Source organism: Nonomuraea rubra, assembly GCF_014207985.1.
GTDB classification, from domain to species: domain Bacteria; phylum Actinomycetota; class Actinomycetes; order Streptosporangiales; family Streptosporangiaceae; genus Nonomuraea; species Nonomuraea rubra.
The window spans coordinates 8,831,870-8,850,032 of record NZ_JACHMI010000001.1; the positions used below are offsets into that span (position 1 = coordinate 8,831,870).

The 18,163-nt window shown below is 67.6% G+C and carries 16 protein-coding genes and 2 pseudogenes; 7 read left to right on the forward strand and 11 right to left on the reverse strand.

Annotation, left to right across the window (positions count from 1 at the left end):
- Positions 1-21: 21 nt before the first annotated feature.
- From HD593_RS40285 to HD593_RS40300, 5 genes and pseudogenes are all read right to left on the reverse strand, one after another.
- Positions 22-1,311: an FAD-dependent monooxygenase gene (locus HD593_RS40285; protein ID WP_221525218.1), complete on the reverse strand. Its 1,290-nt coding sequence runs from the start codon at positions 1,309-1,311 to the stop codon at positions 22-24.
- 271 nt (positions 1,312-1,582) lie between these two features.
- Positions 1,583-2,686 carry an AfsR/SARP family transcriptional regulator gene (locus HD593_RS64690; RefSeq protein ID WP_185107490.1) on the reverse strand — a complete coding sequence of 368 codons (1,104 nt, stop codon included), beginning with the start codon at positions 2,684-2,686 and terminating at the stop codon, positions 1,583-1,585.
- 842 nt (positions 2,687-3,528) lie between these two features.
- Positions 3,529-3,915: an SSI family serine proteinase inhibitor gene (locus HD593_RS40295; RefSeq protein WP_185107492.1), complete on the reverse strand. Its 387-nt coding sequence runs from the start codon at positions 3,913-3,915 to the stop codon at positions 3,529-3,531.
- Between the two features lie 267 nt (positions 3,916-4,182).
- Entirely contained in the window at positions 4,183-4,476 is a 294-nt protein-coding gene (locus HD593_RS60620; protein ID WP_221525219.1) for a hypothetical protein, read from the reverse strand.
- 46 nt (positions 4,477-4,522) lie between these two features.
- A pseudogene (locus tag HD593_RS40300) lies at positions 4,523-5,002 on the reverse strand (transposase); the annotation flags it as partial.
- Positions 5,003-5,049: 47 nt separating this feature from the next.
- On the opposite strand from HD593_RS40300, the gene HD593_RS40305 reads away from it, so the two are divergent.
- Complete coding sequence (locus tag HD593_RS40305; protein ID WP_185101737.1) at positions 5,050-7,149, forward strand: ISAzo13 family transposase; 2,100 nt, start codon at positions 5,050-5,052, stop codon at positions 7,147-7,149.
- 9 nt (positions 7,150-7,158) lie between these two features.
- On the opposite strand, the pseudogene HD593_RS40310 reads toward HD593_RS40305, so the two are convergent.
- The 6 genes and pseudogenes from HD593_RS40310 to HD593_RS40335 all read right to left on the reverse strand — a co-directional run.
- Positions 7,159-7,935, reverse strand: a pseudogene (locus HD593_RS40310) (IS256 family transposase); the annotation flags it as partial.
- Between the two features lie 660 nt (positions 7,936-8,595).
- Positions 8,596-9,114 (reverse strand): DUF6624 domain-containing protein, encoded by a 519-nt coding sequence (locus HD593_RS40315; RefSeq protein ID WP_221525220.1) that lies wholly within the window; start codon positions 9,112-9,114, stop codon positions 8,596-8,598.
- Positions 9,115-9,236: 122 nt separating this feature from the next.
- Complete coding sequence (locus HD593_RS40320; RefSeq protein ID WP_185107494.1) at positions 9,237-10,487, reverse strand: MFS transporter; 1,251 nt, start codon at positions 10,485-10,487, stop codon at positions 9,237-9,239.
- 25 nt (positions 10,488-10,512) lie between these two features.
- Positions 10,513-11,739: a methyltransferase, FxLD system gene (gene fxlM / locus HD593_RS40325; protein ID WP_185107496.1), complete on the reverse strand. Its 1,227-nt coding sequence runs from the start codon at positions 11,737-11,739 to the stop codon at positions 10,513-10,515.
- Positions 11,740-11,837: 98 nt separating this feature from the next.
- Complete coding sequence (locus tag HD593_RS40330) at positions 11,838-12,206, reverse strand: hypothetical protein (protein ID WP_185107498.1); 369 nt, start codon at positions 12,204-12,206, stop codon at positions 11,838-11,840.
- Positions 12,207-12,222: 16 nt separating this feature from the next.
- Positions 12,223-13,530, reverse strand: a complete 1,308-nt coding sequence (locus tag HD593_RS40335; protein WP_246546967.1) for a helix-turn-helix transcriptional regulator — start codon at positions 13,528-13,530, stop codon at positions 12,223-12,225.
- A 171-nt stretch (positions 13,531-13,701) separates the two neighbouring features.
- Here HD593_RS40335 and folE point away from each other — a divergent pair, with 171 nt between their 5' ends.
- From folE to HD593_RS40365, 6 genes are all read left to right on the forward strand, one after another.
- The gene (folE, locus tag HD593_RS40340) at positions 13,702-14,328 is read left to right on the forward strand and encodes a GTP cyclohydrolase I (RefSeq protein WP_312904061.1); all 627 of its coding nucleotides are present in this window, start codon (positions 13,702-13,704) and stop codon (positions 14,326-14,328) included.
- Positions 14,325-14,696: a 6-pyruvoyl trahydropterin synthase family protein gene (locus tag HD593_RS40345; RefSeq protein WP_185107502.1), complete on the forward strand. Its 372-nt coding sequence runs from the start codon at positions 14,325-14,327 to the stop codon at positions 14,694-14,696. Before folE ends, HD593_RS40345 begins: the two co-directional genes overlap by 4 nt.
- Before the next feature lie 58 nt (positions 14,697-14,754).
- A complete protein-coding gene (locus HD593_RS40350) occupies positions 14,755-15,558 on the forward strand; it encodes a 7-carboxy-7-deazaguanine synthase QueE (protein WP_185107503.1) in 804 nt (267 codons plus the stop codon).
- A gap of 10 nt (positions 15,559-15,568) precedes the next feature.
- Positions 15,569-16,381, forward strand: a complete 813-nt coding sequence (locus HD593_RS40355; RefSeq protein WP_185107505.1) for a hypothetical protein — start codon at positions 15,569-15,571, stop codon at positions 16,379-16,381.
- 77 nt (positions 16,382-16,458) lie between these two features.
- Positions 16,459-17,478 (forward strand): nucleoside phosphorylase-I family protein, encoded by a 1,020-nt coding sequence (locus tag HD593_RS40360; RefSeq protein ID WP_185107507.1) that lies wholly within the window; start codon positions 16,459-16,461, stop codon positions 17,476-17,478.
- Complete coding sequence (locus HD593_RS40365) at positions 17,466-18,155, forward strand: dTMP kinase (RefSeq protein ID WP_185107509.1); 690 nt, start codon at positions 17,466-17,468, stop codon at positions 18,153-18,155. Before HD593_RS40360 ends, HD593_RS40365 begins: the two co-directional genes overlap by 13 nt.
- The last annotated feature ends 8 nt before the right edge of the window (positions 18,156-18,163 follow it).

Sequence of the window (18,163 nt, forward strand, 5' to 3'; positions counted from 1 at the left end):
TCTCGAGACGTTATGTGAAACCTACGGCTTGGCCGACGAGATCATCGGTAGTCCGGCCCACGCCCCGGTGTCCGGCACCCCTGCGTAGTCGGGCAGCTCGACGCCGTTGATCGCACGCTCGACCAGGTCGGTGAACCATTCGCCGGCGAAATCGGGGCTCGGCTCGGCGTCCGGCCCCGGGACCTCGAGGCTGTGTACGTGCAACCGGCCGATCTCCTGGTTGGCCTCCACGAACGGGCGCATCCGAGCCTCGTAGCCGGCGAACCCGGCCTCCGGGTCCCACCCGGCGGCGGCCAGCTCTCCGGCCAGCAGGTAGGCGCCGACCAGGGCCAGCCCGGTGCCCGCCCCGGACATCGGCGACGCGCTGAACGCCGCGTCCCCGAGCAGCCCCACCCGTCCGCTCGACCAGCGGTCCATTACCACCTGAGCGACCTGGTCCAGATAGAAGTCCGGGGTGTCGTCCACGTGCGCGAGGATGCGCTGGGTCAACCAGCCGAAACCGTCCATCCGCTCGCGCAGCAGGCGCTTCTGCGCCGCGACGTCGCGGTAATCGACGTCGAAGTCGGCCGCGGGGAAGGAGAGCATGGCCATCGCCCGGGTGGCGTCCGGGATGGGCCGCAGGCCGGCGGACCGTCCGGCCTCCTGATAGTCGATCATCCAGCGGTCCACTCCGAACTCGTTGGGCACGCTGTAGAAGGCCAGCACGAGCCCGAGATGCCGGATGAAGTGCTCGCGCGGCCCGAAGACCATCGCTCGCAACTGCGAGTGCAGCCCGTCGGCCCCGATCACCAGGTCGAAGCGCCGCCGGTCGCCGCCGGCGAAGACCACGTCAACCCCGTCCGCGTCCTGGCTGAGCTCGGCGATCCGGTCATCGAAGACGTACTCGACGCCGTCTCGGGTGTCGTCGTAGAGCACCTGGGACAGGTCCCCGCGCAGGATCTCGATGTCCGCGATGAACCCATCGCCGCCGTGGTCGTCCGCGCGGTGGGTCTCCAGCACGTTCCCGTCCGCGTCCACGATGTACGCGCCGGCGGTATCGGTGCGGGCCGCGCGTACCGCCGCGTCCAGCCCCATGCGCCCGATGACCTCCTTGGCGACCCCGCGCGCGTCCACCGCCTGCCCGCCGGGGCGCAGCCCGGGGGCGCGCTCCACCACGGTCACCTCGGCCCCCCGCCGTCGCAGCCAGTGGGCCAGCGCCGGCCCCGCGATGCTCGCCCCCGCCACCAACACCCTGGGACCGCTCACCCGCATCCCCTGCTCGCCAGTCCGGATGGTGTGCTCCTGCTCCTGCTTGGAGTCGTCGACGCTCATCACTGCCCCCATGTGCTTCCTCCAGCGCTGGGACGTTCCCAGCACAGGCCACCGCTGCCGGTATCTCCAGCCGTATCGACCACGGATCCGCACAAAAATCATCGGCACGACCGAAATCGCGTCCACGCTATTGATGAGAAACGCCAACTCCGATGACGCTCACGTCAGCCCAGACTGGTGCAAACATGGCGAACCAGGCTGTCAGCTAGGCCCGCCGCCTGAAATGCACCAGATCTCCGCGCTGCGCTATCTCCCCCGCCCCCGCAGCCGGCTACGTAGCGAGAAACCGCTCACATACCTGACGCACTTCGCTGCTCGGACTCGCGTCGATCTCCGCCAAGCGCTCCTTCAACAGCCCGAACGAGCGCCGTACGGCTGACGTCCGGCCCAGTTCCCCCTGGATCGTCATCAGCTGACACCACAACAGCTCGCTGTACGGGTCGATGCGCTCCACCGCCAACCGCAACACATCCAACGCCCGATCCGGGTCGCCCCCGCGCACCAGTTCGGCCAGCCGCTCGGCCGCATCGACCGCCTGCCGCTGAGCAGCCTGCCGCAGCGGGAGGATCCACAGAGCATCCCGCCCAGCCAGCAACGGTCCCTGATACAGGGTCAGCATCTCCTGCAGTGCAGCAAGCCGATCCGGCTCCTCTCCCGTGCTGTTCGCCCGGATGAAGGCCCTCTCGAATCGCCAGTAGTCCACATCGAAGTAGGCGGAGGCCAAGTGGCGCCGCTGCCGCGTCTTCGCCACGAACTTCACGCTCGCCGCAAGACCGGACGCCTGCCGCATCACCTGGTTGAGTTGCCGAACCGCCGACTCCAACGAGCGAACACCCCGGTCATCATCGCCCGGCCACAAGGTGTCGATGATGCTCTCCGTCGGCAGCCCTTCCTGCGAGGTCGACAGCAAGGCGAACAGGTCGGACGCTACGGCACGGCCGAAGGAGACCTCCACTCCGTCATACGACAACCGCAGCCCTCCGAGCACCTCGGCTTTCCCCTTGCCTGGCTCCGCTACGAACCCCGCATCTACCAACTCCGCAGAACGAGAAGCTGATGTGGCGTCCTCCAGGTCAACGACACTCGGCTCACCGGCGTTTTCCTGGGTCATGCCCAGCCCAGACGCCGCGACGTCCGCTTCCTCGGGAGCGCCGGCCGTGGGACCAGCCATGCCAGCGTCCGTCACTGACGCCTGGACAGGGGCTGCAGCCGCCACATCACCGTCTGTCTCCTCAGCAGGGCGCCCGTCGGCAAGCACACCCGAAGAGGCGGCAATCACCGATCCCGTCCGACGACGCCAACGGAGGACCAGCACAGCGCCCAAGAGCATGACCATCAGCCCGAACAGCAGCGCAGCGCCAAGCTGCCCCTGCACACCGGACGAACCCGCCGCGCGCTGCCACGTCGCAGCCGCCTCACCACGGGGCGCCGCAGGCAAAGGAGAGGACGGAGAAGGCAGGGGCGAAAGCATCGGCGGCGAAGAGGGAGAGCCGAGTTCGTCACGACGACGTGGCGCCCGAACGTTGTGGTGGCGACCATGCCGACGATGGTCGTTCCTGGCGTTGCGCCACCGATCCGCGACGGGTTTCGATGGCCGCTCCGTCCGCGAATCCAGCTCACGCCAGCCGCGCGGTCCGCCTTCCTCTCGATCGGTACGTGCTACGGGCGTAGGGCTCGACGGCCGCTCTCTGGGGGTCGGTCGCTCTCTGGAAGTCGGGCGCTCTCGGAAGGTCGGGCGCTTCGGCGTCGAACGCACTTGTGGCCTCGGAGACGACGCCGTTCCCGCAGGTACACGCTGAGACTCTCCCAGCCGCTCACTGAGATTGGAAAGCCCGCGTCCCTCAGCCACATCCCGGTGTACCAATGCGCACAACTTCTCCATATCGAACATCTGGCGCGTTTCCTCTGGAACCGGCGGACAATACGGCTCAGCAGCGGCCAAAGCCGTACCCGACCCATCCAGCAATGCCGCCACCAAGGCGCCCGCGAAGGCAATTCGGCTAAAGCTACCGGAATTTCTCTTCCGGTCGTCGGGAAGGCATCCCTGAAGCACCAGGCTTCTCCAGAGGGTTGACACTCAGCCGATTTACCACCACGGCCTTCGTGGCACGCTCCGGAGAAGGAATAAAAATCACAAAAGTTGAGATCGTGCCGCGCTCTGTGGACGCAGACCTCCCCCCGCATGCCGAATCAGGGCGGCAGCACCGCGTCCCCTCCTCAGAAGCGGAAGACCGGACCCGTCTTGGCAGCGAGCGCACAGGCGTTGGGGTAAGTCTTCTGCCAGCCAATGGTCCGGTTCCGCCACAGGCCGTACATGGTCGCCGTGACAGGGTCGTATCTCTCGCTGCACCTGCGACGCGGGTCGCCGGGAAGACGGTCGAGGTTGCCACGCACGGCATCGATGACGACGCACACGACCTCACCGTACGGGTGTCCCTCTGTCATGCCAGGACACCGCAGGGTGACCATCTTCAGACTGCTGTTCCCATGCGCCGTGACGGTGAGAACGACCGCGTTCGGCCGGGCAGCTCCATGGGCCGGGATGGCAGCGAGAACCAGGCCAGCGCTAAGACCGGCGCCGGCGATCAGCAGGGGCAGGCGCATCGACGCTCCAGACACCTCGGCAACTTAAAGTAATTGCAATACTACAGTAAGCCACCACGCGTCGTCCGGTATCCAACCAGTAAGCCCAGTGATGCAAGAGCACTCTTCTTTAAGAGCACATCTCCACACATCCACGGCGTGGCCCGATGGGCGAAGCAGACATTCACACCATCCCCGATGGTCAGACGTGTTGCGTGACCCTTTACGGAAGCGGCTGCCTTCCAAATCCAATCGCAGCCGTCGATACACACAGAAGACAGGACCCTTTCATACGCGGTGCAGTTGCCGGAGTGAACCGGGTGCGACTCCAGAGTCATGAATCATCAAGCGAAGATCAAAGCCCGCAGAATAGCCGAAGCACCACAGGTACGCTTCACCGCAAGCATCAAAGGCATGGGGGAGCCAGGAATGCCCGAAAAGGGTGAACCACCGCGTGGACGCGTACGCGCCAGAACGCTGCTGCAGGCGGGCGGAGCCGCCGCCGTCATAGCCACCGCGGTAGCCATAGGCAGCGTAGGGGTAAGCAATCCCGGCAACCAGCACGTGTCGGGCCACGTCCACGGACGTGGTGTATGAATCGATCTTCGCGTGATCCTGTTTCTGCAGGTTAAGCGGTAAGTGTGTGCGGAAGTGGATTTGGGGTCGGTGTGTCGCCGGTGATCAGCCGGACGCGGGCTTTGGCGAGGATGTCCAGGCCCATGTAGCGGCGGGCTTCGGTCCATTCGTCGGTCTGTTCGGCCAGCACCGCGCCGACCAGCCGGATGATCGAGGGCCGGTCGGGGAAGATGCCCACCACGTCGGTGCGGCGGCGGATCTCTTTGTTCAACCGTTCCTGCGGATTGTTCGACCAGATCTGCCGCCAGGTCTCACGCGGGAAGGCAGCGAAGGCGAGCAGGTCCTCGCGGGCGGCGTCCAGATGTTCACATGCGGCCGGATACTTCGCCTCCAGGGCGTCGATGACCCAGGCGTGCTGGGCGCGAACTTGCTCGGCGGCAGGCTGGTCGAAGATGGTGCGCACCAGGGTGGCCACCCACGGCTGGGCCGACTTGGGCACGGTGGTGAGCAGATTGCGCAGGTAGTGGAGCCGTCAAGAAATAAGGCGTTGCTTTTCGATCTTGAACTCGTTGGCCTGGTATGGGCATACCGGACGAAGTCCGCGATCAGCTTTCCTTGCGGTTCAGGGTGCTGTTTCCGCATTTGAACGAGCGGCAGCGGCGTCTGGTGATGGGCCAGGAGGCTCGGCTGCTCGGACATGGTGGGGTGCGGGCGGTGGCGGCAGTGGCCAGAGTGTCCGAAACGACGGTCCGTGCCGGCGTGTTCGAGCTGGAGGCCGGTGAGGATCCGCTGCCGGATGGCCGTGTCCGTCGTCGTGGTGGCGGTCGCAAGACGGCTGAAGCTCAGGACCCGGATCTGGTGCTGGCACTGCTGGCGCTGGTGGAGCCGGATGAGCGCGGGGATCCGGCCTCGCCGCTGCGCTGGACTACCAGGTCGCTGCGTGATCTGGCCCAGGAACTGACCCGGCAGGGCCGTCCGGTCTCGGCTCCGACGGTGGGCCGGCTGTTGAAGGACCAAGGCTTCAGTTTGCAGGCCAATGCCAAGACGCTGGAAGGCAAGCAGCATCCGGACCGGGACGCGCAATTTCGTTACATCAACGAGCAGGTCAAGGCTCATCAGGCGGACGGTGAGCCGGTGATCAGCGTGGACACGAAGAAGAAGGAGTATCTGGGCGATCTGCCGAACCCCGGCCGACAATGGAGGCCCAAGGGCGACCCGGTCCGGGTTGAGGACCACAGCTTCTTCTTCACCGGTCCGCACGTGCCGCACGCGATCCCGTACGGAATCTACGACATGGCCCGCAACACGGGCTGGGTGAACGTCGGGATCGACCACGACACCTCGGCGTTCGCGGTGGAATCGATCCGGCGCTGGTGGCGCGGCCGCGGCAGCCTGGACTACCCGAACGCGAACCGGCTGCTCATCACGGCGGACTGCGGAGGCTCCAACAGCTATCGCTTCCGGTTATGGAAGGCCGAGCTGGCTGGCTTCGCCGCCGAGACCGGGCTGACGGTGACCGTCTGCCACTTCCCGCCGAGCACCAGCAAGTGGAACAAGATAGAGCACCGGCTGTTCTCGCACATCACCATGAACTGGCGCGGCAGGCCGCTGACCAGCCACGAGGTCGTGGTCAACAGCATCGCCGCGACCCGCACCCACACCGGGCTGACCGTCACGGCCGAACTGGACACCAACGCCTACCCGCTGGGCGTGTCGGTGTCGGCCGAGCGGATGAGCATGCTGCCCATCGTCCCGCATACCGAGCGCGGCGCCTGGAACTACACAATCAGCCCGGCAGACGGCCACCCGCCCCTGTCCCCATGCGATGACCAGGCGCGCATCCGGTCCGAAAGCCTGCATGCTCTGGCCGATCCCCGGCTGACTGGGATGAGCCGCCAGGAGCTGAACGAGCTGGCCGCATGCCTGGCTCCGGGTCAGGCGGCCCTGGCCGAGCAGCGCAACTTCGAAATCCGTGGTGGCCCACGCCGGCAGGCCAAGGCTAACCACGGACGCCCCCTGCTCACCGACGCCGACAAGACCCTGATCGCCATTGTCTATCTCCGCCAGATCTGCTCCCAGCGCGTCCTGTCGGAGATGCTCGAGATCAGCCAGCCGCCGATCGGTCAGGCGATCACCGAGACCGGCAAGCTCCTGGCCGCCCGCAAACTCACGATCAAGCCCACCGTGCTGCGCTTCACCAGCGCCGGTGCGCTGCGCGACTTCCTGGACAGCAACACCGTCCCGGCACGGCCGAACCGGCTGGCGCTGCTCGCCGATCCGGCACTGACCGGGATGAGCCGCCCGGAACTGGCCGCGCTGACCGAGCGCCTGTCGCTGCGGCAGGCCGCCGAGGCCGAGCAGCGCAAGCATCGCCAGCGCGGCGGTGACCGGCAGGCCAGCGCTCGTGGAGGCATCTTCCAGGAGAAGATCACCGACGCCGAGCGCGTCCTGGCGGTCATCCTTGGCATGCGCAAGGTCTGCACCTGGCAAGTCGTGGCCGAGCTGTTTCAGGTGAGCCGGCGAACCATCGGAAACGCGCAGATCTGGGTCCGCCCGCTGCTGGAGGAGACCGACTACACCGTCACCCGAGCCGCAACCCGCTACTCCAGCGCCGACGCGCTCCTGAACGCCCTCACACCACACGACGACAACCCAGCAGTCACAGAATCGACACCTTGATTTTTTACGGCTCCAGTGGGTGCGGCAGCGCTGCCAGCACGCGCCCGGCAGGGCGGCGCCGATCGCCTCGACCAGGCCGCGGTGCGCGTCGGAGATGACCAGCTGCACCCCGGACAGGCCGCGGGCGACCAGGCCGCGCAGGAACGCCAGCCAACCGGCGCCGTCCTCGGCCGAGGTGACCTCCAGGCCGAGCACCTCGCGCTGGCCGTTGGCGTTGACGCCGGTGGCCACCAGCGCGTGCACGTTGATCGTGCGGCCGCCCTCACGCACCTTCTGGGTCAAGGCGTCGATCCAGACGAAGGTGTACGGGCCGGCGTCCAGGGCGCGTGTGCGGAAGGCTTCGACCTGCTCATCCAGCACCTTGGCCATCTGCGAGACCTGGCTCTTGGAGATGTGCTTGATGCCGAGCTGCTCGACCAGCTTGTCCACCCGCCGGGTGGAGACGCCGAGCAGGTAGCTGGTGGCCACCACGCTGATCAGCGCCTGCTCGGCCCGCCGCCGTCGCTCCAGCAGCCAGTCCGGGTAGTACGAGCCCGAGCGCAGCTTCGGAATCGCCAGCTCGATCGTGCCCGCCCGGGTGTCCCACTCGCGCGCCCGGTAGCCGTTACGGGAGTTGGTCCGCTCGTCGCTGCGCTGCCCGTAGGCGGCCCCGCACAGGCTGTCGGCCTCGGCCGACATCAACGTCTCGGCCATGGTCTTCACCATGGATCGCAACAGATCCGGGTCACCGGTCTCGATCTGCTGCGCCAGCCACCGCTCAGGCGACACACTGTTGTCCGCGGTCATCGCCGTTCTCCTTCTTGGAATCGTTGCTACGAAGGATCACGCGATGACCGTTCTCATTTCACGACGCCACACCTGCTGACCAGGTCAAACTCGTACACCACTTCCGCGGACGCAACCACGTGTCGCTGCCTCAAGCCAAGGACGCCTCGCAACAGCCCGCCGACAATCATGTTGGCCCCGACTCTGCTCCGTCGCAGCGCACGGCGAGCATCTCAACGGCCTCCTTGACCGGCACCGCCGGTTCCTCACGCCGAAAGACCGGCGAGCGTGACAGCGGCAGCCGCGGTGCCAAGCACGTGGGCGCAGTCAAGAACCGTACACACGTCGATGAGCGACCTGCTCGCCGCGAACTCGTACGGCCGCGACGGCCGACCGACACCGCAGACGACCGTCACTCGTCTCGGCCGGCCCCTCGATCAAAGCGCGCACAGAACGGGCCTTCCTCGTACTCACGGGCGCCCCTCGGGGGCGATCAAGGCACATCACTACTCGGCATGAAGTGCGATGAGATGTTCCCACCCCACAAGTGGGAGTTCCTGGTGCGCAACGTCGCATGCCATCGCCTCTTGGGCTGATAAGCCCGTCAACACCTCTGCGCGGTACCTCACCAACAGCAATTCGCTCTGTACGGGTGGGATTCTGCGCCGGATGACGTGCCCCTCAACCCTGCTTGTACTGGCGCATGTGCCGGTCGTACTCGGCGTGAGGCTCCAGCCCCATCTCAGCGCGGCGCTCGTCAAGGTGCTCACGGTCCTCGATGGGGTGCGGGCCGAACCCGCCTTCGGCGGTCTGCAGGTACTGGGTGCCGTACACCTGAGGACGTCCTTCGCCCACCCGCACCCGGTCGACCAGGTACGCCAGGTGCCGCGCAGCCGCCTGCCCTCGGGCAACCGCATCGCGCAGCAGCGGCAGGCAGCGGCGCTGGAAGTCGCGATCGCGGTCGGCGTGCTGAGCCAGCAGCCAGGCCGCCTGGGCGGCGCGCTCGCCGACCAGGTCGTGGCCGGGCCAGCCGTGTTCGTCGATGACCCGCTTGAGGAACGCGGTGTTGCCGGTGTCCACCCGGTCCCACTCCTCCAGCAGCTCCGCCGACAACGGCTCCCCCACCGGAACACTCAGCCGGACGTGCTGATCACGCTCCATCCGCGCCAGCAGCTCATCGCGTAACTCGGGATCGAGCACGTCCGCTCCCCTCGAAACGTCTAGGCACCCTCACCTCGTGACATGTTCGAAGCGGGACCTTCGGCGTTTCCGGCCATGCGCCCGCCTCCGTAAGGCGTGCCCGTTCTGCTGCAGGGTGCACCTCAGCCGCTGGCCATGCCCTGATGGCTGCTCGCCCGGAGGCGGCGAACCTCTCGCAGGCTGACGACGCCAACAGCCCCCGCCACGACCACACCCCCGCACCCCGCCAGGACGGCCCGCACGCCCACCACGTCAGCCAGCGGCCCCGTCACCGCGTACGCGACGGGCACCAGTAGGCTGCCGACGGTGGCGTTGGCCGCCACGATCCGGCTGAGCTGTTCCTCCGGGATGGTCTCCTGCAGGAACGACGTCCAGACGATCAGGTTGAGTGTTCCCGCGGCGCCGGTGAGCGCTCCGGTCACGGCCAGGACCGGCAGCCAGGCGTCGGCCGCCATCCCGGCCAGAAGCAGCGCCTCTGGGATGGCGCCAGCGCACAGCACCAGCCCGACGCGGACGGGCGGGAACAGCAGCGAGGTGATCGAGCCGCACGCCAGCCCGACGCCGATCGCGGAGTTGACCAGGCCCCAGCCGGCCGCGCCGCCCAGGTGCTGGGTGGCGTAGATCGGGCCGAGCACGCTCATTCCTGCCGCCCAGCAGGACGAGGTCACCATGCTCAGGACGGTCAGCGCCCACAGCCACCGGCGCGCGACGAAGGCGGTCCATCCCTCGGCGAGGTCGGCCAGGAAGCGTCGCCGCTCCGGGCGCCCGCCAGGTGAAGGGCGCAGGGTGAGAAACAGCGCGGCGGACACTGCGAAGCTGATGCCGTCCCAGGCGAGGATGAGCCCGGGACTGCTCGCGGCGATCACCAGGCCGGCCAGTCCAGGTCCGAGGATCGCGACGGCGTTGAAGCAGATCTGGAGGAGTGCGTTGGCCTGCACCAGCATCGGCCCCGGCGGCACCAGCTGCGGCACCAGCCCTTTGGCGGCCGGTTGGAAGAACGCGCCCGCCGCGCCCGCGACCATGGTCAGCCCGGCCAGCGCCCCCGCTGTGGCGGTGCCCGTCAGCACCATCCCGGCCGCGAAGAGCTGGGCCGCGCCGCTGACGAGCTGGCAGGCCACGATGATGGACAGCCGCGGCAGCCGGTCGGCCAGCACGCCGGCGACCGGCGTGACCACGAGGAAGATCAGCAGTCCGCTCATCAGCACCAGGCCGAGCGCCGTGGCGCCGCCGCCGAGGTCCACGACCGCGAACGCCAGTCCCAGGGGTGCGACGGTGCTGCCGATCGTGGAGGAGATCCGGGCGAGCGCGTACCGGCGATAACGAGGGTTGGTACGCAGGAGTTCGACGGCGGCGGCCAGGCGGGGATGCGTCACAAGCGGACTCTCCCCCTGCGGAGGGTCACGTCCAAGCCATGACCAGCTGGGTGTGACGCTTGGGGAAGACCCGGCCGATAGCCGGCGCCGGCACGGTGGCGTCGATCGGGTGCAGGGTGAAGTCCGGGTCCGGGTGCTGGCGCCAGTCGCGGTCCCAGGTCACCACCTCGTCGGCGAGCTGCCGGGCCAGGGCGTCGCCGTGCTTGCCGTAGCCGTGGACGCCGAGCTCGTAGCGGCGTTCCCCGCTCTCGCCGTCCCGCCGCTCCGGGCCCATGGTGAGGTAGGCGAAGCTGTCCGGGGTGATCAGTGCGGGGGTGAACCAGCGCATGGCGGGCTCGATGCGGTCGCTGCCGCGCTGCGGGTCGGCCCAGATCACGCCGAAGGTCTCGGTCTGGGCCGCGACCCACAGGTGAAGGGTGTCGAAGGGATCGTTGTGGCCGACCGTGACGCCGGTCCAGCGTTCGGTGCGGTCGCCGTCCAGCGCTCGGTCGAGCGCCGCGGTGTCGAGGTCGGGGCCGGCGTCGATGAGCAGGTTCACCGTCCCGCCGGCCAGGGCCGCCACGTGCTCCTGGTGGGCGCCCGCGCCCTGGATGGGGATGAACCCGCACACCGTGGGGTCGAGGCCGGCGAAGTGGTCGCCGTCGCGGACGAAGGTGAAGGAGCGGGTGAGCCCGCAGAAGCGCAGCGGGACGATCATTCGGCCGCCGGGCGCCAGCAGGTGGCCCCAGGGGCAGTCCCACGCGCCGATCGTGACGAGGATGACGTCGAACGGCCCCAGCTCGTCGGCAGCATGCTCGGCGTCCCCGAGCACCACCTTCACCTGCGGGTAGCCGCTCTCGGCGAGGAAGCGGGTGGCGCGGTCGGTGACGAACGGGTCGATGTCCACGCTGATCACCAGCCCGTCCGGGCCGACGAGCTCGGCGATGAGCGCCGCGTTGTAGCCGCCGCTGCCGATCTCCAACACCCGCATCCCGTGCTGCAGGCGGGCTGCTTCGAGCATCTCGGCCTGTAGCCAGGGGGCGCTGATCGAGCTGGTGGCCTTGCCATCGGCGTTGCGCCTGGTGACCACGGTGTCGCGGGTGGAGTAGGCGGCGGAGACGGGCGCTTCGGGAGCGAACTTCTCGCGGGGCACCTTGGCGAAGGCGGCGGCGATCTCGGATGAGCGGATGGCGCCGCGCTCTCGCAGCTCGGCGACCATCGCGTCGCGGAGGAATTCGGGGGACTCAACTGATGACGGATTGTCAGATGGCACTTGCTCTATGTTAGCGAGCTTGGCTGTGCGGCCCTGCGTGTCGTCGTTCTCGCAACTACTGAACATGCTGGGTCATCGCAGTCAGGCCAGCTCGTCCGCTAGGCACTGTTCTCGATGTGTTCGAAGATGTCGGCATCGGTCTCGCGCTGCCACTCGGGAAGCTCGTCCCAGTCGGCCACGTAAGACGGCTTGGGGTTGTCGATGTGCTTATGGATCTGGGTGATCCAGCACAAAGCGACGAATCTGCCCTTCTGCTCGCGGGTCAGCTTGGCCGTATGGCCGGCGCTGATCTCGACGAAGGAACGCACTTGACTGCAGACAGCGGCGGCGGCCTGGCGTTCCCACTCGGGTGTCTCCTCCCACGGGGTGATGTAGGAGGGCTTGGGCTCTCCCGGGAAGTGCTTGTGCACTCCCGCGATCCAGGCCTCGCGGAAGATGCGGCCCTGCTCGTCCGTCGTGCTCTGCATCGTGATCCTGATCCTCTCAGTGTGGGGCGGGGGCCGACAGGTGGGCGATGCGGTCGTTCAGCTGTACCACCCGGCTGTCGGAGAGAAGGGGCTGGAGCTGCTGTTGGATGCCGTGCAGTTTCCTGCCGACGTAGCCCGCGGATTGGGTCTGCTCGGCCAGGTCCACGGCGTCGCCGGCGAAGTGCAGGAACTGGTCCAGGTCACGGCGCTGGAGGCCGAGGGCTGCGAGGTCGGTGAGGAGGCTCCCCCGGCGCCGGAGCGAGGTGGCTTGATCGAGAGCGGCGAGGAGTGAGGCCTCGGCCGCATCGGCCCGGCCGAGAGTCAGGTAGCAGGTACCACGTTGATCAGCCAGGCGAGAGCCGTCGAAGCGGAGCCACCCTCCAGGACTGGCGGGATCGGCGAGATCAAGGACTTCGTCCGCGACGGCGAGAGCACGTTCGCATGCCGCCTGGTCGCCGTGTCCGGCGTGGGCCTCAGCATGCACGGCGGCGACCCAGTGCCGTGTGGACAGTCGGCTGTCACCCCGCTGGGCGATGCGTGCGGCCGCGGACAGCACCGCGGTGGCCTGGGGATACTCATGCTCGTACAGGTTGACGAACGCCTGCCGGGTGAGAGCGCAGGCCCAGCGGTCGTAGCAGCGAGCTTCGCGACCGGCGCTGACGGCCATGGTGTAGCAGTAGGCGGCGTCGGTGTAGCGGTTGCTGTCGAAGCAGATCTCTCCCGCGAGCTGGAAAAGATCACAGGCCACCACGCACAGTTGCTGGCGGGCTCGCGCTGAATGAGCCTGGTCCAGGTGCTTGACCAGGAGCTTGAGCTGGTCATGGACCAGCGGATAGACCAGCCGTTTCGACTTGGACAAGGCGAAGACCTGCCAGAGGTGGCCGCTGAGCAGCACGTGCTGCTCGACGTCGTCGGCCTCGTCGGATGGGCCGACCCATTCCTGGACGTCGGCGTTGGCCGGCTGGGGAAGCACCATGAGCGTGCCGGCGATGCTCAGCAGGCGGAGAAGTTCACGACGGTACATGTCGTCACCTTCACCCGTCAGCGGGGCTTCAGTCACGACCCTGCCGATGACGACCGGGGTTGAGGTGGCGACGGACGCTTGCGGGTGTTCCTCACGAAGGGCGAGGAGGTCATCTAGTTCGTCCGGGGTGACCTTCAGCAGGTCGCACATCTTGGGCCGGATGTAGGGGCAGGGCTCGGTCTTGCCCAGTTCCCACCGTCCGGCCGTGGTGCGGTCGATGCCAAGCTGGTCGGCGAAGAATTCCTGGCTGTAGCCGAGCGCCTTCCTCCGTTCGGCAAGGCGCCTGCGTTTGGCCGCCAAGGCGCACCTCCGCCCGCGTCGTTCCGTCAAGTGCAGCGTACGGCACATGCACGATCACCGGCTGCGATGCCGCAAAGGTGCCGCATCGATGCGGCACCGATGCCGTGGCCTGGCGCTTTACCGGACGGTTGGCTTGGGGTGCCCGCCGGAACCTCGATCGGAGGACATCAGGTGCTCATCGCACACCCCGAAAACCATCGCCTGCCCGCGACCTTCATCCCAGGATCGCCAGGCATCGACGTCGCAGCAGCCGAACAGGCCGCCGCAGCCCTTCTCACGGCCATCGGCGTGAGCGACGGCAGTGAGGCCGCCGACCGGACACCGGCTCGGATGGTGGCCGGGCTGGCCGAACTGCTCAACTGCCCGGCTTGGGAGTTCACCACCTTCCCCAACCGGGAAGGGCAGCACGAGCTGGTGCTGGCGCGCGACGTGCCGTTCACCTCGCTGTGTGCGCACCATCTGCTTCCGTTCTCAGGGGTCGCGCACGTCGGCGTGCTGCCCGCTGCTCGGATCGCCGGTCTGTCGAAGCTGGCCCGGGCCGTGGAGGCCTTCGCGGCGCGCATGCAGGTACAGGAGGAGCTCGGTCAGCAGATCGCGGCTTTCCTGGAGGAGCGGCTGGAATGCCGCGGGGTGGGTGTCGTCCTGGCGGCCGAGCATCTGTGCATGACCAGGCGCGGAGTTCGTGCTCAGGGTGCTGAGACGGTCACGATCGCCTGCCGAGGTGATCTGCGGGACGATCCCGGCGCTCGCGCGGAGTTCCTGCAACTCGCCGCACCACAGACGCGGAGAGCCGCATGACCTTCCGTATCGGCAAGCGATTCACCTTCGAGGCCGCCCACCAGCTGGCCGGCCTGCCCGAGGGACACAAGTGCGGCCGCCTGCATGGCCACTCCTACACCGTCGAGGTGGTGGTGACGGCCACCGAGCTGACCGGTCCCGGCTTCGTCGCCGACTTCGCCGACCTCGCTCCGGTCAAGCAGCATCTGGCTGAGCACTTCGACCACCAAGCGCTCAACACCGGTCTCGACGTGGAGCCGACCAGCGAGAACCTCGCTCGATGCCTGTTCGAGTGGTGCGCCACGAACCTCCCGCTGCCCACGACCGCAGCTCTCGAAGCGGTCCGGGTCAGCGAAACGCCCGCCACCTGGGCCGAATACCGACCCTGACCCAGGGGCTTCCCCCCGGACGCGTAACCCGCATCTCGATCCCACCGAGAGGAAACCCATGTCCGCCGACCTGCTGCCGATCGCCATCCCGACCGGACAGCGGCCCGCTCCGATCGCCGAACTGTTCTACTCCTTCCAGGGCGAAGGAGTGAACCTCGGCCGTCGCGCCCTCTTCGTCCGCTTCCTGGGCTGCAACCTGACCTGCGGCTACACCGACGCGCCGACCAGCCGTCACAGTCCAGCGCAAGGCTCGATGCTGTGCGACACCGAATACACCTGGAACAGCGCCAAGCACGACCTCTCCGCAGGTGCACGACATTTGACACCACAGGCGATCTGGGACGAGCTGATCCAACTCGACCCCACCACGGCCGACCCGACCCTCCCCCCGATCGACCTGATCGTCATCACCGGCGGGGAACCGCTCCTCCACAAAGACGCCGTCCTGCACCTCGCGCACCAGGCCCGGCTTGCCGACCGGCACGTCGAGATCGAGACGAACGCGACGATCAAGCCCGGCCCCGACCTGGTCGCCGCGGGCGTGGCCTTCAACGCCGGCCTCAAACTCGCCAGCTCCGCGGTGCCGCGCAAGAAGCGCATCAAACCGGACGCTATCAGGCAGCTCGAAGCAAGCGGCCGAGCCAGATGGAAGTTCGTCGTCAGCACTGTGGACGACCTGGCGGAGGTCGCCACACTTCAGGCTGAGTTCGGGCTCACCGAGATCTGGCTGAGCCCCGAGGGCACCACCCCCGAGCGCGTGATGGAGCACATGCGCATGGCCGCGGCCCCCGCGCTTCAGCACGGCTGGAACCTGACCACCCGTGAGCACGTGCTGATCTGGGGCGGTCAGCGTGCCAGGTAGCCGCACCCCGTTGCACGGCATCAGCTTCTCCGTCATCGCTCCCGCCGCCTATCTGCGGGAGTTCGTCGCTCAGACGCCCGCCACGGTCCACCACGTGGCGGCCCAGCGCGTCCTGCTCGATCCGGCCTACCGGGCGTTCTTCCTCGAAGAGGAACGCCGCGGCGCCACGATCATCCTCGACAACGGCGTCTTCGACCTGGGCCAGTCGCTCAAGCCGTGCGAGCTCCTCCGAGCCGCCCGAGCGGTGAACGCCGCAGAGATCATCCTGCCGGATGTCATCGGTGACGCCTCCGCCACCATGCGCGCCAGCGACCTGGCGGCGGCACAGATCCTCGACCTGAGCGAAAAGTTCCGGCTGTGCGCGGTCGTCCAGGCCGCCACCGACGAGGACTGGCACCGCTGCTACGACCACTTCATCACGCGCGACTACGTCGGCGCGATCGCCTTCCCCGCCTCCCGTGGCAAGGAGCCAAGCCGCGCGCTTTCCAAGAACCGCCTCACCGCAACAGAGCACCTCGAAGCCCACGGCATGGTCGACCCCGGACGGATCTACCGGCTGCTGGGCCTGGGCCGGACCGGTCATCTGGAGCTCTTCGAACAACGCCGGCACGAATGGATCAGCTCGGTCGACGCCGCCGCGCCGGTCCTGCTCGGCGCCATGGGCATCCGCATGCTGCCCGACGGACCCTACGAGAAGATCCGGACTCCGCGCGTCGAGACCGTGCAACACATCGAACCGGGCCGGTTCTCATTGATCAAAGACAACATCAAGGCCGTCCGGTACGCCACCGGCTGCCCCATCGAGATCCGGACACCCACATGACGAGCCCGACACTCATCGATCACGCGTCCGAGCAAAGGGCTCTCGCAGCATCCCCCATCGACTTCTACCGGCACACCATGAACACTGCGAGCCTGCTGCGCTACCTCAAGATCAAGGTCCATCACCTGATCCAGGACTACGACTGGGCCCGCATCTCGGTCGTCGCCGGCTACGACCGCCACTGCCTGATCTCAGCCCACGAGAAGAACGACAAGCTGTTCAACTGGCAACGCCCCACCGCACAAGTCCAAGGCACCCACCTGATCATCAAGTGCTTCCCCGGCGTGGACTACGTCCACCACTACGCCCTCATCATCGCGACCTACCTGAACATGGTCGGCCGCTACCGCGGCCAAGTCGACTACACGCTCCCCTCCGAACACACCTGCCGGGCCGCCGTCGACCGGCTGGACATCGACGCCTCGGCAGACGACCTCATCGTCGTCGGCTGGGGCCTCGAACGGTTCGCCAACGCCACCACCTGGACCCACGGCCCCGGCCACGCCTGGCAACGCACCAACGTCGACGGACGGCGCGTGCTCTACCTCGGCTACCTGCACAGCATCTGGGGCGACGTGGCCGGCCGCGTCGTAGCCCGCCTGGCCGCCCTGGGCGCCCGCCGCATCGTCTACGTCGGCAAGGTCGGCTCTCTCGACCCGCACATCGCACCGAACACCTGCCTGGCCACCGGCCACACCAGCGTCCTGCCCGACGGCCGCGTGACCTGGCCGGACTTCTTCGGCGACCTCGCCGCAGGCCAACCGGACGTCCGCTCCGGCACCCACGTCACCTCGCCCTCCATCCTGTTCGAGGACACCAACTGGCTGGCCCGCCAGCACGGCCACCACTTCGTCGACCCGGAGATCGGCCACATGGGACGCGCCGCCCACACCTCCGGCATCGAGTTCGGCTATCTCCACGTCGTCTCCAACAACCTGGCCCGCCCCTATCCCGCCGACCTGTCCAACGAACGACTTCCCACCGTCATCGAACAGCGGGCCGTCCTCCTCGACCGCATCCACGAGATCATCCGGCTCCGGCTACGGAGCATGCCCACGACACGAACCAGCGAAGGAACCAACGCGTGCACATCCTGACCGGCGCACCCGGCAAGCTCATCACGGTGACCGGCATCGACGGCGCCGGCAAATCAACGCTGGCCGCCGCCCTCCACACGGCGCTCAAGGACGCCAACAAGAACGCGATCCTCGTCGGCAAGCACACCACCGAGGTCCCGATGAGCGCCGAGCTATCCGCCTACGTGGACAGCGTCAACACGGTCGTCTACCGCCGCGATCCGACCGTGGGCGCCGCCTGCGGCAATCACTACTGGCTCTGCGCTCTGGCCGCCTGGTACGCCCTCCAGGACCGGCTGATCATCCAGCCTGCCCTGCGAGCGGGGGTCCACGTCATCCTCGACAATGCCCACCACAAGATCCTCGCCCGCTACGCCGTCTGTCCCGACGTCCCCACCGACCTGGCCCGCCAGCTCTTCGCCCGCCTCACCCCGCCCGACCTCATCCTGTTCCTCCGCATCAGTGCCGATGAGGCCCTACGCCGACGCAACGGCGACTTCACCGCCCTGGAGGCAGGCCGCATCGGCTCCACCAGCGAGGCGTTCGTCTCCTACCAAACGGACGTCACCGAGGAACTGCGCCGGCAGGCGACCGATGCGACCTGGGCATCCATGGACGTCACTCACAAGGACGCGGACGCCGTCCTGGCCGAGACGATCACGCTACTGTCCGAACGCCTCGACATCCAGATTCCCTGAATCAGGAA